The sequence below is a fragment of the Telmatobacter bradus genome, assembly GCF_048629425.1.
Classification (GTDB): domain Bacteria; phylum Acidobacteriota; class Terriglobia; order Terriglobales; family Acidobacteriaceae; genus Telmatobacter; species Telmatobacter bradus.
The window spans coordinates 2,464,091-2,479,247 of record NZ_CP184532.1 but is presented as its reverse complement, the minus strand read 5'-3'; the positions used below and the strand labels follow the sequence as shown (position 1 = coordinate 2,479,247).

Annotated in this window: 15 protein-coding genes; 8 read left to right on the top strand and 7 right to left on the bottom strand. The window is 58.4% G+C overall.

From position 1 onward, the window contains the following. Positions 1-44: 44 nt before the first annotated feature. Together ACOBR2_RS10375 and ACOBR2_RS10370 are read right to left on the bottom strand one after the other, a co-directional pair. Complete coding sequence (locus ACOBR2_RS10375; protein WP_420239940.1) at positions 45-1,256, bottom strand: multidrug effflux MFS transporter; 1,212 nt, start codon at positions 1,254-1,256, stop codon at positions 45-47. 81 nt (positions 1,257-1,337) lie between these two features. Then, positions 1,338-1,619: an acylphosphatase gene (locus tag ACOBR2_RS10370; RefSeq protein ID WP_420239939.1), complete on the bottom strand. Its 282-nt coding sequence runs from the start codon at positions 1,617-1,619 to the stop codon at positions 1,338-1,340. A 162-nt stretch (positions 1,620-1,781) separates the two neighbouring features. On the opposite strand from ACOBR2_RS10370, the gene ACOBR2_RS10365 reads away from it, so the two are divergent. Continuing rightward, entirely contained in the window at positions 1,782-2,354 is a 573-nt protein-coding gene (locus ACOBR2_RS10365; protein ID WP_420239938.1) for an anthranilate synthase component II, read from the top strand. Between the two features lie 47 nt (positions 2,355-2,401). Further along, the gene (locus ACOBR2_RS10360) at positions 2,402-3,283 is read left to right on the top strand and encodes a hypothetical protein (RefSeq protein ID WP_420239937.1); all 882 of its coding nucleotides are present in this window, start codon (positions 2,402-2,404) and stop codon (positions 3,281-3,283) included. A gap of 147 nt (positions 3,284-3,430) precedes the next feature. On the opposite strand, the gene ACOBR2_RS10355 is transcribed toward ACOBR2_RS10360, so the two are convergent. From ACOBR2_RS10355 to ACOBR2_RS10345, 3 genes are all read right to left on the bottom strand, one after another. Then, the gene (locus ACOBR2_RS10355; protein ID WP_420239936.1) at positions 3,431-4,144 is read right to left on the bottom strand and encodes a hypothetical protein; all 714 of its coding nucleotides are present in this window, start codon (positions 4,142-4,144) and stop codon (positions 3,431-3,433) included. 260 nt (positions 4,145-4,404) lie between these two features. Further along, positions 4,405-5,958, bottom strand: a complete 1,554-nt coding sequence (trpE, locus tag ACOBR2_RS10350) for an anthranilate synthase component I (RefSeq protein WP_420239935.1) — start codon at positions 5,956-5,958, stop codon at positions 4,405-4,407. Positions 5,959-5,996: 38 nt separating this feature from the next. Continuing rightward, complete coding sequence (locus ACOBR2_RS10345) at positions 5,997-6,935, bottom strand: hypothetical protein (RefSeq protein WP_420239934.1); 939 nt, start codon at positions 6,933-6,935, stop codon at positions 5,997-5,999. A gap of 315 nt (positions 6,936-7,250) precedes the next feature. Here ACOBR2_RS10345 and ACOBR2_RS10340 point away from each other — a divergent pair, with 315 nt between their 5' ends. The 4 genes from ACOBR2_RS10340 (at position 7,251) to pgsA (ending at position 10,784) form a co-directional block, all read left to right on the top strand. Continuing rightward, positions 7,251-8,528, top strand: a complete 1,278-nt coding sequence (locus ACOBR2_RS10340; protein ID WP_420239933.1) for a Glu/Leu/Phe/Val family dehydrogenase — start codon at positions 7,251-7,253, stop codon at positions 8,526-8,528. A 169-nt stretch (positions 8,529-8,697) separates the two neighbouring features. Continuing rightward, the gene (locus ACOBR2_RS10335) at positions 8,698-8,952 is read left to right on the top strand and encodes a hypothetical protein (RefSeq protein ID WP_420239932.1); all 255 of its coding nucleotides are present in this window, start codon (positions 8,698-8,700) and stop codon (positions 8,950-8,952) included. 94 nt (positions 8,953-9,046) lie between these two features. After that, complete coding sequence (locus ACOBR2_RS10330) at positions 9,047-10,015, top strand: IS1595 family transposase (RefSeq protein ID WP_420239931.1); 969 nt, start codon at positions 9,047-9,049, stop codon at positions 10,013-10,015. 130 nt (positions 10,016-10,145) lie between these two features. Further along, positions 10,146-10,784, top strand: a complete 639-nt coding sequence (gene pgsA / locus ACOBR2_RS10325; RefSeq protein WP_420239930.1) for a CDP-diacylglycerol--glycerol-3-phosphate 3-phosphatidyltransferase — start codon at positions 10,146-10,148, stop codon at positions 10,782-10,784. A gap of 219 nt (positions 10,785-11,003) precedes the next feature. Here the strand turns inward: pgsA and ACOBR2_RS10320 are convergent, their stop codons facing one another. Beyond that, positions 11,004-11,330 (bottom strand): CxxC-x17-CxxC domain-containing protein, encoded by a 327-nt coding sequence (locus ACOBR2_RS10320; RefSeq protein WP_420239929.1) that lies wholly within the window; start codon positions 11,328-11,330, stop codon positions 11,004-11,006. 233 nt (positions 11,331-11,563) lie between these two features. Here ACOBR2_RS10320 and ACOBR2_RS10315 point away from each other — a divergent pair, with 233 nt between their 5' ends. Together ACOBR2_RS10315 and ACOBR2_RS10310 are read left to right on the top strand one after the other, a co-directional pair. Beyond that, positions 11,564-12,694: a glycosyltransferase gene (locus tag ACOBR2_RS10315; protein ID WP_420239928.1), complete on the top strand. Its 1,131-nt coding sequence runs from the start codon at positions 11,564-11,566 to the stop codon at positions 12,692-12,694. Next, on the top strand, positions 12,691-14,148 hold the full coding sequence (locus tag ACOBR2_RS10310; RefSeq protein WP_420239927.1) for a hypothetical protein: 1,458 nt from the start codon (positions 12,691-12,693) through the stop codon (positions 14,146-14,148). The genes ACOBR2_RS10315 and ACOBR2_RS10310 overlap by 4 nt, the downstream gene beginning before the upstream one ends. Here the strand turns inward: ACOBR2_RS10310 and ACOBR2_RS10305 are convergent. After that, positions 14,086-15,126 carry a LacI family DNA-binding transcriptional regulator gene (locus ACOBR2_RS10305; RefSeq protein WP_420239926.1) on the bottom strand — a complete coding sequence of 347 codons (1,041 nt, stop codon included), beginning with the start codon at positions 15,124-15,126 and terminating at the stop codon, positions 14,086-14,088. The genes ACOBR2_RS10310 and ACOBR2_RS10305 overlap by 63 nt on opposite strands. Positions 15,127-15,157: the final 31 nt, after the last annotated feature.

The window sequence follows — 15,157 nt, the reverse complement described above, 5'->3', positions numbered from 1 at the left end:
AAAGCGCAACGCGGTGCAATGGGGCGCGCAGCAATGGGGATTGTCTAGAGTTTGGGACGCGCCAGAAGCAGTGCGTCCAGCACGGCCAGCACGCTAAAGCCAGCCATGATTGCCGAGAGCGTCAGCGGCGAAATATGCGGCATGGAGGCGACCACGGCCGCGGAGATGGCTCCGCCGAGTGTGCCCATGCAGCCAAAGACGGCCGCCGCGGTACCGGCCACATCCTGCAGCGGAGCCAGCGCTCCATGCGCGGCGTTGGGAATGGTCAGACCCACGGCAATAGTAAGCAGGATGGTGAGCGGCAGGGCCGTAGCAACGTTAAAGCATCCTGCAAGGCTGAGTATGAGCAGTCCGCAGGTGGCCAGGAGTGCCAGCGCCAGACCAGCAGCCAGAATGCGGCCGTGGCCAACTCTGGCTGTGCCCAGCAGTCCGCTCAGCCATGAGCCGATCATGGAACCGCAAGCAATCAGAAACAGCAGCCAGCCGTAGGTGGTGCGGCCCATGCCCAAAAGGTCAACAAACAGGAACGAAGAGCCGGTGATGAAGGCTAGCAGCGAAGCCAGCATAAAGGCGTTCAACAGGCAGTACCCAAGCACGGAGCGGCTTCCAAAGATGCGCTGAAAGCTCTTCCGCAGTTCAGTCAGGCCTGCGGCGGCGCGTTGCTCAATTGGCAGCGATTCGCGAAATCCAAAAAGAAAGATCAGCAAAAGCAGAATGCCTGCCGAGCCCAGAAAGGCGAACAGCATCCGCCAGCCAGCAACCTTGAACAGCAGGCTGCCGAAGACGGGGGCAATCATGGGTGCAAGAGCCTGCGTGGCGCTCACGTAGGAAATCATTACCCGGGCATGGTTGCCTTCAAAGCGGTCGCGAACAATGGCAAAGGCCAGCACGGTCGCAGAACCGGCTCCAACACCCTCCAGAGCGCGCCAGAGAAGCAGAATGGACAGCGAACTGGACAGCATGCAGCCAAAACCACCCAGAGCAAACAGGGCACAGCCAAACAGCCCCACTGGGCGGCGACCCATGCGGTCAGAGAGCGGGCCAAAAAATAACTGCGCGGCCGCAAAACTAGCCAGGAACACGCTCACCGTGTAGCCAGCAGCCTCCGGCGTAACGTCCAGAGCGTGGCCAATGACAGAAAGCGTGGAGAGATAAAGATCAGTGGCCAGCGGAGGAAGCGCTGCCAGAGTCGCCAGAAAAAGTGTAAAGAGTATCTGGTGGCCAGACTTCGGGGAAGAGTCTTCCAATGTATTCATGTTCTTCCTGCGTATTTTAGAGGAAGAAATACGATTTGCGGCCTGAACTGTGGGATGGGCGGTTTGAAACTGTGCCGTGGCCTACCACGCGCCATCGATGCGGAAGCTGCCCAGCCCCTCGGCATGGCTGTCGTCCATGATCTTTTCTTCGATGCGATCCACGCGGCTGCCACGAGGACCGCGCTCCAGACTGCGGCGTAGTAGGTTCAGATCCTCGCTTGAACCCGAGGCCAGCACTTCAACCTGCCCTGCTTCGGTATTGCGTACCCAGCCGCGCAGATCAAGCTGTGCGGCTTCCCGCTGCACGAACCAGCGAAACCCCACGCCCTGCACACGGCCATTGACCAGAAAATGAAGAATCATCGCGTTCAGTGTGGCAGAGCAGATGGGTCGGATGCAACCCGGAAGCAGATTACAGAATGCCAGGAATCCATGCCTTCACCCGCAGACGATAGTCGCAGATCAGCAAGTTCCGTGTGCCAGAAAGATGAGAAAACAGCCCGCACGCGCTACACTGGCTTCACAATGGTTTTCGTCCTCGATAATTACGATTCCTTTACCTACAACCTTGTGCAGTACCTGGGAGAACTGGGCGCTGAGGTGGTGGTGCGCCGCAACGACGAGCTGACGCCGGAAGAGGTGGAGGCGCTCAAACCCGACCGTATTCTGCTTTCGCCAGGCCCCTGCACGCCCAGTGAAGCCGGCATTCTGATCCCGTTGATCAAGCACATGGCCGGCAAGGTGCCCATTTTTGGCGTTTGCCTGGGCCATCAGGCCATTGGCGAGGCCTTCGGCGGTGAGGTGGTGCGTGCCCGCCAGCTGATGCACGGCAAGGTTAGCCCGGTGGAGCACGACGCGAAGGGAATCTTCGCTGGTCTTCCGTCGCCCCTGACCTGTACCCGCTACCACTCGCTGGTAGTGCGGGAAGAATCTCTGCCTGCCGAGCTGCAGGTGACGGCCCGGACACACGAGGCTTCCGGGGTGGTCATCATGGGCCTGCGTCACAAAACCCTGCCCATCGAGGGCGTGCAATTCCATCCCGAGAGCGTGCTGACGGAGCATGGCCACGAGATGATCCGCAATTTTCTGAACTTATAACGGCCATGCGTACGGGGTTGTGTGACTTGAGAAGGAAAGCATCCATTATGGCTACCACGGCTCTGACTGCCACGGCTGGCCTGCTGTTGGCGGCCTCTGCCTCCTCCGTTGCGCAAACACAGAGCAGTGTCTCGGTCGGCCCCATCGCCATCATTTCTCTGAACAGCAAAACACCCGGCGCTGGGCCCAAGGTGAGCGGCGGGCTGGAAGTGGACGGCGGACGAGCCATGATCGGCGCTAGCGGTACGGTGACCGCAGGCAAGGATGCGGCTCTGGTGCAGCTGCCCCGGCGTGGCGAGATGCGCCTGTGCGCCACTACCAGCGTCAAGCTGGCCGTAGATACAAGCCTGGCCGGTGAGCCTGGTCTGCTGGTGGCCATCGAGCGCGGCGCACTGGAAATGAGCCTGGCCAATACCACTGCCAGCCGCAACTCCGACGTGCTGCTTACTCCCGATTTCCGCATCCTGATCAGCGGACCCGGCGCGGCGGTTTTGAAGGTGCGGCTGGGCGAAAAGGGCGACACCTGTATTGACAATGTGGGTACGCAGGCCCCCTATGTGCTGGTTTCCAACCTCTTTGAGGGCGGAGCCTACCGGGTGCAGGCCGGAGAAAAGATCGTCTTCCAGCACGGCAGCCTGCATGAAAGCGTCTCGGACGACAAGGAAGACTGCGGCTGCCCGCCGGGCGAGCATGTAGGCAATGAATTTCCTCTGGCGCAGAGCGAAGGCCTGGAGCCATTGCCAGCCACCTCGCCTAGCAGCGGTAAGCTGGAGCCACTGGAGCCACTGGCCTACAATGCTCAGGACAAGACGCAGAAGACTGCGGTTCCTGCCAGCCCCCAACCTGCTCCGGCGGCAAGCAAGCCCGGCATCCTGCAGCGCGTGGGCAATTTCTTCCGCCGCATCTTTGGCGCTGACTCCGCGTCCTGACGCTGCGTTCTGACCCCAATACCGTGATAGAAAAACAAAAAAAGCCCGGTTTGCACCGGGCCCCCGAATGTCCCTGGGATTTTCTTGCAAAGGCCATTCCAGAGGTGTCCACGCATGGGCAGCTCTGGAATGGCTGGAAATCCGAGCTTAGACGGTCGTATTGACCACCGAGCCGGAGGAAAGATTATCCAGAAAATTGGTCAAAGTAGCCTGAGCGCTGTTGATGTCGTTCGTCTGCAACGACTTGCCTATCTTTTGAATGGCCGTAGCCAGCGGATTGCCACTGGTCGCATCGTTGGTCGTGTTTGTGACTGAATCGATGCTGGAGATGTTCATGTCCTTGGTCAGGGTGTTGTAGGCCGAGTGTGCGCCGCTGGTGTCGCCCGAGGCGACGGCGCCAAACAGATTCAGTACATCAGCTTGCAGCGAGGACATGATGCTGTCGTAATCCTGGGGCGCATTCTGCGCGGAGCCAGCAACCGTGCCCGGCAGAGCCGAGGTCGAAAGGCTCAAAGAGGAATAGGAGATGCCATGCGGCGCAGCAACTTCCAGAGTGCTTACGGCTTTTTGTGCCGAGCCCAGATCGTCCTTGGAGAGAGCTTCGGAAACGCTGCCCAGAAAGGCCGACAGCGGGCTGTTCTGCGCGGAAGACTGATATTCTTCAGCCTCGTTCAGGTACTGCTTGGCTCCGGCCATATCGCCAGACTGGATGGAAGAAATCAGATTGGCAAGTGGGCTGGATTTGTAGCTGCCGCCATCCAGGCTGCTGTCTGTAGGGGCAGAAGCGGAGGGTGCTGTCGAAACGTTGGTGAGGTCTTTACTGTAGAGTGGCGAGGTGTTCTGCAGGCCGGAGATCATCATGATGGAGTGTCCTTTCGCACAGGGGGCTCAACGTATTGCCCTTATGGGCGGTTGGTGTGAGCAAGGTATGAAGCTAGTGTGCAGGGCCTGTAGTGTTTTGGCACAATAAAGTGTGCAGCGCGGTTTCATGGTGAAACTTGCCCTAAAGTGAGTGCAGATATGGAATTTCTATAAAACTAAAATCCCTGCCAAGTAACCCTATTGAAAGGTTTAGCTATTGGCAGGGATCTGATTGATAAAAAATATGTTAGAAATTTTCTCTAAAGCTCGCGCGCCCGCTCAATGGCGCGGATTACCGCTTTTGCCTTGTTGATTGACTCCTGATATTCACTTTCTGGTACGGAGTCCGCCACGATCCCACCCCCTGCCTGCACATATCCTTTACCGTTGACTGCCAGCATGGACCGTATTGCGATACAGGAATCGAGGTTTCCGCTGAAGTCAGCGTAGAGTACAGTACCGCCATAGGTGGCACGGCGCACCGGTTCCAGTTCTTCGATGATCTCCATGGCGCGAACCTTGGGCGCTCCGGTCAGAGTTCCGGCAGGAAAGCAGGCTCGCAGTGCGTCAACGGCCGTCAATTCTGGACGAAGTCTGCCCACAATGGCACTGACAATATGCATCACGTGTGAATAGCGCTCGATGAACATCAGGCGATCAAGCTTGACGCTGCCAAATTGGCTGACGCGGCCTACGTCGTTGCGACCCAGGTCCACCAGCATCACGTGCTCGGCCCGTTCCTTTTCGTCGTGGATCATCTCCTCAGCCAGCCGCTGATCTTCTTCCTCGGTCAGGCCGCGCGGACGGGTTCCAGCGATGGGCCGGTACTCCACCGTGCCCTGATGCACACGCACCAGCAGTTCAGGCGAGGAGCCAGCCAACTCCACAATGGCCGGGCGCTTCGATTTTTTGGTTGCCAGTTTGGATTTTGCCGAGGGCGTTCCCAGCATGGCCTCCGGGGAGAAGCGCAGAAAGAACATGTAGGGGCTGGGATTGACCGTACGCAGGGCGCGATAGACCTGAAAACTATCCACGCCCGGCTCCACATCAAAGCGCTGGCTGATGACGGCCTGGAAGATGTCGCCCGCCGCAATGTATTCCTTGGCTTTGCCTACAGAAGAAAGAAAATCCTTCTTGCGGGTGCGATAGTCCACCTTGAGCTTGCCTGCAGGCTTTTTGCTGCTGAGCTTGGGCAGGGGCTGGATCAGGCGCTTTTCCAGCTTATCGAGCCGGGCGATGGCCTTTTCGTAGGCCAGTGCGGGTTTGCTGCGGGTCACGTCGGCCGTTGCCACCAACCAGATCTGCTTGCGCACATGGTCAAAGGCCAGCACTTCATCGAAAAAGAGCAGGATGGCGTCGGGAATGCCCAACTCGTCCTTGGCGGTTTCAGGCAGGCGTTCGATCTGCCGGACGGCGTCGTAACTGAAGTAGCCAACGGCTCCAGCGGTAAACGGCGGCAGGCCGGGAATGACCGCCGGTTTGTGGCCGGAGAGGTGGCGACGCAGCACCTCGTAGATGTCACCTTCCTGCTGAACGGTCTTTTTGCCTTCTACGATGGTAATGTCGCGACCGCGGGCCACAATGCGCTTGAAGGGTGTGAGGCCAATAAAGGTGTAGCGACCCACCTGTTCGCCGTTTTCCACGCTCTCCAGCAGGAAGCACTCCTGTTCGGGCCAGGCCGCGCGCAGAAAGGCTGAGACCGGCGTCTCAAGGTCGGCCGTCAGGGTGCGGTAGACAGGAACAAGCGTGTGCTCCTTCGCCAGGGCGAGGAACTCCTTGCGGGCGGGCTGGACAGACTGCGCGTTGGTTTTCACAGCCCCAGTTTAAACGCTTCAGGCAGAATATGAGCCAGTTACGGCTTGGCAACGTCGGGTTTTGTGGTGCTTTCTGCTCCCGCCGGCGGTTCCGCTGCCGGTTTGGCGGCATCGGGCTCCGTCGGAACCAGGCGCGCAGAGGAGCCAAAACGCTTGAAGTCGCGACCGGTGGCCACAATGCGCACGTTCTTGTGTGCCCAGAACAGACGGACGTTCAGGCGGACGTCGGCCCGGGTAAGCACCCAGAGGTCTTCCGCCACCGGATCCTGGTGCAAATGAATGTTGGATTCGCCACCGATGTAGAGGAGACCTCCACCAAGCTTGCGCACCATTACGGCGTCAATGTCTACCCACTGGCCAGAGTCCGTATCAATCAGCAGGGTGCCATGCAGCAGGGGGAGCAGCTCCCGGTAGCGGCTTTTTCCTTTGAAGTCGGAGCGTGGCTCGGCGGCAAGCCGAGTGCAGTGATGATCGCCCAGGCAGAGTTCTTTGTCGAGCGCGGTGAAGGTGTAGGCGTTGGCCACGTCTTCACGCAGCTCAATCTCTTCGCCCAGAGCCTTGGCGGCCTGCTTTTGCCGTTCTTCCCGGTGCTTGGGATTCGGCGAAGCGGCATCGGCCATCTGCTCGTCGATCTCTTTTTCCTGTTTACGGCGTTCTTTTTCGGCCAGCGGCTGGCCGTTTTCCAGCAGCACGCGCTCCACCGGTTCGCCGTCAATGAAGAAGACCTCGGAGTGTGTGGTGCGGGCCTTGTTCGGCTGATCATTCTTGTCGAAGTTCACTTCGCTGACGTCGGTCGTAAACAGATAATTACGCAGGGCATTCAGGTCGTTCTTGTTCTCGACAAAGGCGCGGTAGACAAGCGCGGCGGCGCTTGGATTTTTTGCTTGCGGGGCTTGCGCCTGTCCAGACGCCAGCAAAGGGAGGAACAGGAATGCAATCGACCAGCAAGCCGGAGAAGGGAACGGGACCTTGTGCATGGTAGAAGTATAATGCTCCTTTTCGCACTGCGTTTCCCTGCGGGGATGTGTCCTTGTTACACCGGGAAACTTTCAGTGAGGTAATTTCCGTCACCAGCTTGACTCCATATGGCTGGTGACCTATTCTCACTGAGGTTTGGGCGTGTTTGACGGTTGCTTCACCCCGGAGGTTTTTTCGGAATAGGTGTAGACCGAAAGCTGGCGATCAGGTGCCTTTTTCCCTCCAAGAAAAAGGTTCCCCGCACGTCCCCTGAAACGCTGGCAGGTCTTTCGAAAATGCTTGAGGTGTAGGACAACCGCAAGGAGAAACCAAAGATGTCGACAACCATCCCGAAACTTTCCCTAGACCAGGAGATTAATCCCTGGGAAGCACAGAGTGCGCGCTTCGATTTTGCCGCGCGTAAATTGAACCTGGATGAGGGCCTGTGGAAGCTGCTGCGCAGTCCGGCCCGCGAGATCATCGTGCATTTTCCGGTGGTGATGGATGATGGTCGGATCGAGATGTTCACCGGCTTCCGGGTGCAGCACAACATTGCGCGAGGACCCGCCAAGGGAGGCATTCGCTATACGGCGGATGTGACGCTGGACGAGGTTCGGGCTCTGGCCAGTTGGATGACCTGGAAGTGCGCCGTCGTCAACATCCCCTTCGGCGGAGCCAAGGGCGGCGTCATCTGCGATCCGCACAAGATGAGCAAGGGCGAACTGGAACGCATGACCCGGCGCTATGCCAATGAGATCAGCGACTTCATTGGACCGGAAAAGGACGTTCCCGCACCTGATGTGAACACCAACGAGCAGACCATGGCCTGGATCATGGATACCTACTCGATGCATGCCCGCCACACGGTGACCAGCGTTGTTACCGGCAAGCCGCTGAATATTGGTGGTTCGCGCGGACGCATTGAGGCTACCGGCCGTGGCGTGGGCGTGGCCTGCACCGAGAGCCTGCGCTATCTGAATATGTCCATCGACGGCTGCCGCGTCATTATTCAGGGCTTTGGCAATGTGGGTTCGAATGCCGCCCGCCTGATGATGGAGCAGGGCTACAAGATCGTGGGCATTGCCGAAAAGGATGGCGGTCTGTACAACCCGAATGGCATCGACATTCATCAGTTGCTGGAGTACAAGTATCGCAACAACTCCATCCTCGGCTATACCGAGGCTGAAGCCATGCCCAGCGAGGAACTGATGCTGAGCGAGTGCGAGATTCTGGTGCCGGCCGCAACCGAGAATGTGATCACCAGCCGCAATGCCGACAAGATTCGGGCCAAGATCGTGGTGGAGGGCGCCAATGGCCCGACGACCGCCGTGGCCGATGAGATTCTGGCGGAAAAGCGCATCTTTGTCGTGCCTGACATTCTGGCCAACTCCGGCGGCGTTACTGCCAGCTACTTTGAGTGGGTGCAGGATCGTCAGGGGTACTTCTGGAAGGAATCGGTGGTCAACGAACAGCTGGAGCAGATTCTGCGCGACAGCTTCGATGACGTGGTTCGCTACGCCGAGGCGCATGCGGTCAACAATCGCATTGCGGCCTACATGCTGGCCATTGATCGCGTGGCCGTCACCATCCGTCAGCGTGGCATCTACGCCTGACCTAAGAGTCAAAGACAAAAGCAGACGATTGAAAAAAGGATGGGGCGTTTGCCTCATCCTTTTTTCTTTCTAGCGCAACTTTATATTGCATCTCCACGTTTGTACAGAATAGAGATTCACTGCTTGGGCGAAATAGAGTGCAGCTCTCTATAGAAAGGGGAAGATGCATATGAGCGGAATCCTTGGGCGAGTCCTCAATATAGGTCCAGAGCAGTTCATCATGCAGCCGCACAACAATCCTGCCACCATCGATATTCGCTATGCGGACGTAACGGAACTGAACCAGGGCTTATCTGGCAAGCAAACAGCAGTACTGATCTTATGTTCGGTCGGAGTAATGGTGCTGGTGGCGGTTATTGCGCATCACGAGATGAGTGAGAATCAGCCTAAATTACCAACGCAGACAACTCCAGTGGTGTATTAGAGCTTAAAAGAACGTGCGATGACCGTAAGGGATTCGCACGTTTCTTTTTTATTTTAGTGGGGTAGCTGCCTAAGTACAGTATGCTCTATATGTAGTGGTTTTTAAGTCAAAACCCGATTCGAAGCTTGATTATCCGGGCACTTGGCAGCAGTTTCGGGCCTGGTTTTCGGATGAGCAAGCCTGTATCGACTACCTGGAGCAGTTGCGCTGGCCTGACGGTTTTCGCTGCCCCAAGTGTGCCAGTGGAAAAGGTTGGCGCTTGCCGGACGGGCGCTGGGGCTGTGCCGGCTGTGCGCGCAAGGTCTCGGTGACTGCGGGAACGATTTTTGACCGCAGCCGCGTCCCGCTGGCCGACTGGTTTACCACCGTGTGGTTCATGACCAACCAGAAGTACGGCGTGAGCGCACTGGGGTTGCAGCGGTTGCTCGGCCTGGGCAGCTATCAAACGGCTTGGACGATGCTGCGCAAGTTGCGCTCAGCCATGGTACGTCCGGGCCGCGACCGGCTTCAGGGCACGGTCGAAGTGGACGAGACCTATGTGGGCGGCATCGCACAGGGAACGCGCGGACGCGGCGCGGAGCGTAAGTTCATGGTGGCCATCGCCATCGAGGTGCTCGCACCCCAAGGCTTCGGGCGGGTGCGGCTTAAGCGGATCGAGGATGGCTCGGCGCACAGACTGACCGCCTTTGTGAAGTACGCGGCCGAGCCGGGTTCCATCGTATGCACAGATGGCTGGAAGGGCTATGCGGGGCTGGCCAAGGAAGGTTATCAGCATCATGCTCAGAGCATCTCCACGAGCGGAGATCCGGCTCACGTGGTCATGCCGGGAGCACATAAGATTGCATCGCTGCTCAAGCGTTGGCTGCTGGGAACGCATCAGGGATCGGTGACCGCCGAGCACTTGGACGCCTATCTGGATGAATTTGCTTTTCGCTTCAATCGCAGGAAATCGCGTCGCCGGGGGATGCTCTTTTATCGCCTGCTGGAAAATGCGGTCGTCACGGAACCAACGCGCTTTCGGCCTTCAAGAGCCAGCCTTACGCCCCCAAACCACAACCCATAGTGGTAACTGTACTCAGGCAGCTACCCCACTTATTTTATTCTCAGCCGTCGGTGTGGCAAGGATGCAACCATCCTTAACAAAGTGTAATAATAAAAGGGAACCGGAGAGACGAACCGGAGCCGCACGACAAATGAATCTTCCTAATTCCATTACGATGAGCCGCATCGTCATGATCCCGTTGTTTCTGTGGATCCTGTCGAAGAGTTTTCCCTGGCAAGGGGGCGGCGAGCAGGAAGTTATCGCTTCGCTGCTGTTTATTCTTGCTTCCATTACTGACGGTCTGGACGGGTATCTGGCACGCAGCCGTGGGCAGATTACCACGATGGGCATGTTGCTGGACCCGCTGGCCGACAAGATCATGGTGACCGGTGCTCTGGTGGCGCTGGTGGCCTACAATCCCGACGTGGTCAAGGTCTGGATCGCAGTGGTCATCATCAGCCGCGAGTTCCTCATTTCCGGCCTGCGTTCCATCGCATCCTCTTCCGGCTTTACGATTCAGGCCAGTGATCTGGGCAAGCTCAAGACCGTGGTGCAGATTGTTGCGGTGGTTTCGTCCATTCTGGCGCATCAATGGCATCATTGGCAGTTTGGCTGGCTGGTGATTCCGGTCAAGTGGTACGCCGTGGCGGCAGTTTACTTTGCCCTGGCCGTCTCCATTATCTCTGCCATTGATTACTTTGTAGGGTTCTGGAAAGAGATTGATCGGGCCTCCAACACCCGGCGTGAGGCTTCCGTACTGAGCACTCGCAAGAGCGCAAGCATTCTGTAAAAAGCGCGTTTGTAAAAAGTTTTAGCAAAGCAAAAGGGCGAATCCTGACGGACTCGCCCTTTTTGGTGTTTAGCTTGGGCCGTAAATTTCCACGGACGTGTTTCTGTGGCCTGCCTGGACAAAGAGCATCATAAGCAGGCGCACAAACTCTCACGAGCTTCAGAAGTCGATTCCGAAACCCAGTCGGACTTGCAGTGCAAAGCTTCCAGGTCGGGAAACCTAGTAGCGGCCACGACCGCGAGGCGGTCCACCACTTCCACTTCCTTTGCGAGCCTGATAGCAATCCCGGCAGAACACCGGACGATCGCCACGCGGTTCGAAAGGAACCGTCGTGCTCTGTCCGCACCCGGAACAAATTACCGCGGTCCCCTGGGAAGGAGCCGAACGATAACCGGAGCCTCCCTGTTCACCCTTTTTTGCCAACCGGCAAGCTTTGCAACGCTTGGGGGTGGAAAATCCACGTTCCTGAAAGAACGCCTGATCGGCGGCAGTAAATGTGAAATCCTGCCCGCAATCGCTGCACGTAAGTTGAATATCTCCGGCCATCTTGAACCTCCCGTGAATTGTACCGTGATTGCAAGAGTTTGCAAATAAGGATTTCATTTAATTCCTGAAACTTAGGAAGTGTTTGATCGGCAAAATGGTAGCGCTTCCCGATAAAATGCCGTTTCGGGCAGATCTATGCCAGAATCTTTCCGAAAAATTACAATCTGGCGGTTGGCTCAATTCGATTTTTGCTTGCTATGATCGAGCCACCTTTGGCTGAGGCTTGAACAACGATGCGGATCGGGCTGGTAATTACGACGCTGGGCATGGGGGGAGCGGAGCGGCAGGCGCTGGCGGTTGGCGAACGTCTGACGGCACGCGGCCACACGGTGCAGGTGCTGGTGTTGGGCCGTGCGGTACACGATGAATGGCCAACAAAGCTGCAGGTAACGCGGCTGCGCATGCGCAAAAATCCTTTTTCGTTTTTGCGTGCGCTCTGGCAGGCGCGCCGCTGGATGAAGAGCTTTCGTCCCCGCCTGCTGCATAGCCATTGCTTCCACTCCAATGTATTTGCGCGTTGCCTGAAGCTTCTTTCTCCGCGCATCGTGGTGGTGAATACTGTCCACAACGTGTGGGAGGGCGGCTGGCTGCGCATGATGGCCTATGCCATGACCGACAGGCTGGTCCGCCAGACGACGGCGGTCAGTCAGGCTGCGGCAGAGCGTTTTGTCTGCATTGGTGCGGTCGGGAGCGCCCGTATGCGGGTGCTGGCCAATGGAATCGACGTGGAAGAATTCGCACCCTCCGCGGAACGCCGCGAAGCCATGCGCGCGGCCATGGAGGTGAGCGGAGAATTTATCTGGCTGACGGCAGGCAGGCTGATGCCGGCCAAAGATCTACCCAATCTGTTGCGGGCCTTTGAGCTGGTGGCTGCCAAAAAATTCGAGGCTCGTCTCTGGATTGCCGGCGAGGGTGACGATCGCGAGGCGTTGCGGGAACTGGCCGTCAGCCTTGGCCTGGAAGAGCGTGTGCGCTGGCTCGGCTTACGTCGCGATCTTCCTGCGCTGCTCGATGCCGCCGATGGTTTTGTGCTGGCCTCGGCCTGGGAAGGCATGCCCCTGGTGCTGGGCGAGGCCATGGCCATGGAAAAACCGGTTGCAGCCACCGGTGTGGGCGGCGTGCGGGAACTGGTGGGCTTTGCCGGTTGTGTGGTGGAGGCCAAGGATCCGCGGCTTCTGGCCGATGCCATGCTGGGCCTGATGAAGCTGAGCCCGGAAGAGCGGCAGCAGGTGGGAAGGCTGGCGCGGGAACGCATTGCCACCTGCTTCAGCATGGAATCGCGGGTTCTGGCATGGGAACAGATCTACTGGGCGTTGGTGGAGGAAGAGCGGGTGGAAGAAGAGCGAGTAGAGGAAGAGCGTTGAAGCTGCACTGGCCCGGTAGCGTGGCCGCGGCAGTTACCGTGGGCGGCACTCTGCGCCTGGCTCTGTGGGCTGCGGCTCTCTGCCGTACGGGAACCAGTGGAATGACCAGCGGCGACACGGCCAGCTATCTTGAGCCGGGACAGAATCTGCTTTTTCTGGGGCGCTTTGCCACGGCAGGTCTGGCGGAGATTGACCGCACGCCGGGCTATCCGCTGTTTCTGGCCGCATGCTGGAGCTTCGGGCCAGCCTTTGCCGCGCTGCTGCAGGTGGGTCTTTCGGCGGCCAGTATTTATCTGGTGGCCAGGCTGGCGCGGGCCAGCTTCCAAAATGCGGACAGGCAGGACGCGCGCAACGTGCGGCTGGCCGCGTGGTTCTTTGCTCTGGAGCCGGTCTCGATTGTCTACAGCGTGCGGCTGCTCAGCGAGACGCTCTTTCTTTTTGTGTTGTTACTGGCGCTCGAACGGATTTTTGTCTTTTGCAGAACCCGGCAACTGCAGACGCTGGCGCTGGGCGGATTTTGGCTGGCGGCAGCGGCTTTTATTCGCCCCATTGGCTACTATCTGCCCTTCATTTTTTCGCTTGTACTGCTCGTTTTTTTGCCTGCTGGATGGAGAATGCGCTGGCGCTCTGCGGCCGTGTTGCTGTTGTGCGTCTTGCCGTGGTTGCTGGCCTGGCAGGCAAGAAACTGGGTCGAGACCGGCTATGCGGGGTTTTCCAGCATTGGCGTGCGCAATGCGTACTTTTACAGCGCGGCGGAAGTGCAGGCAAAAGCCGATGGCCTGACGCTCGGCGAAGAACAGCGGCGGATGGGCTATGGCGATGAAGCAGCCTATCGCGCGGCGCATCCCGGGCAGCGTGACTGGAATCAGGTGCAGCGGCTGGCCTTTCAGAAGAGTGAGACGCTGCGCATTCTGCACGCGCATCCCTGGAGCCTGATCCGCACCCAGATGGTGGGCTCGGCCGTGGTTGCTTTTACGCCCTGTGCGGCAGACCTGTACCGGCTGCTGGGCAGTGGAGCAGAAGACGCTCCGGTGCGGATCGTGCATGAGGGCATCGCCGCGTCGATTCTGCATCTGGCGCGGGAACATCCGGCGCTGGCAGCAGGAATGGTCCTGCTGGAAGTGTGGCTGCTCGCACTCTATGCGATGGCCTTGGCCGGGCTTGCAAGCCGTACTGTCGCCCTTCCAGCCTCAGCGCTGGCGCTGGGGCTGGTGGCGTGGTTCCTGATAGCTTCAGGTGGCGTGCAGGCTGTGGGCCGCTACCGGCTGCCCATTATGCCTGTGGTCTGTGTGCTGGCGGCGGCAAAGCAGAGAGCAGAGGACAGAGAACAGGAAACCTCTGAATCAACCTCTGAAACTGGATTTTCAGACCTGGGAACCTTGCACAGAGAACTACGAACTACTCTCTGTTCTCTGCTCTCTGTGCTCTGTATTACACCCACACGACTGGCGTAAAAGCAGTTCGACAGGCAGAACCATGCATGCGCCCTTTTGCTGAGTGCCCCCACCGCTGATGCGGCGGAAGAGCTGGCGGGCGGCGGTGCGGCCCATCTCTTCGTAGGGCTGTCGCACCACGGTGAGCGGTGGAGAAAGCGTATCAGCCAAAAAGAAGTCATCAAAACCGGCCAGCGCAATCTGGTCGGGAATCTTCAGACCAAGCTTTTGCGCCTCACTGAGCACAAACGACGAGGTCAGCGTGTTCGATGTGAAATAAGCCGTGGGCGGATGGGGCCGCTGACGATGCTCTTCGAGCACGGCTCGGGTGGCTTCGGCGCTGGTGCAGTCAAAGCTGGCTTCTGCCTTCAGTCCTGCCTTGTGCATGGCCTGCAGATAGCCCTGAAAGCGTTCTTGAATGGTGTAAAGGTTGCGGCTCATGCCCATGAAGGCAATGCGGCTGTGGCCATGGCCAATCAGGTGCTCCACCATGCGTTTTGCGCCGCCGGCGTTTTCCACCAGAATCGTGTCCACGCCTTCCAGATCTACCGGACGGTCGAAGGCAACCAGGGGAAGATCGCCCAGCAGCGAATAGGTCAGGCGGGTTTTGCCCTGGTTGGCGGGAATCACGATCAGCCCCTCGACGTAGCGCTGCAGCATGCGCGCCGTCTCGCTGGCCTCGATCTCTGGATCCTCATCGCTGGTGGTCATCAGCACGGTATAGCCAAGTTCTCTGGCTACAGACGTGACGGCATGAGCGCAGGAAGCAAAAAAGGGATCGTAAAGATAGGGGAGAATCAGGCCGATAGAGTGACTGCGTTGGCCACGCAACGCCCGCGCCATCTGGTTGGGCCGGTAGTGTAGTGCGCGGATCGCCTGATCGACCTTTTCGGCCGTCTCCTGCGACACGGTTGCCGAGCCATTCAGAAAGCGGGACACCGTCATGGTGCCTACACCAGCCATTTTGGCTACGTCTTTCATGGTTGGGATCCGCTTCACAACTCTCCCCTCCACCTGGAAGCAAAATCGG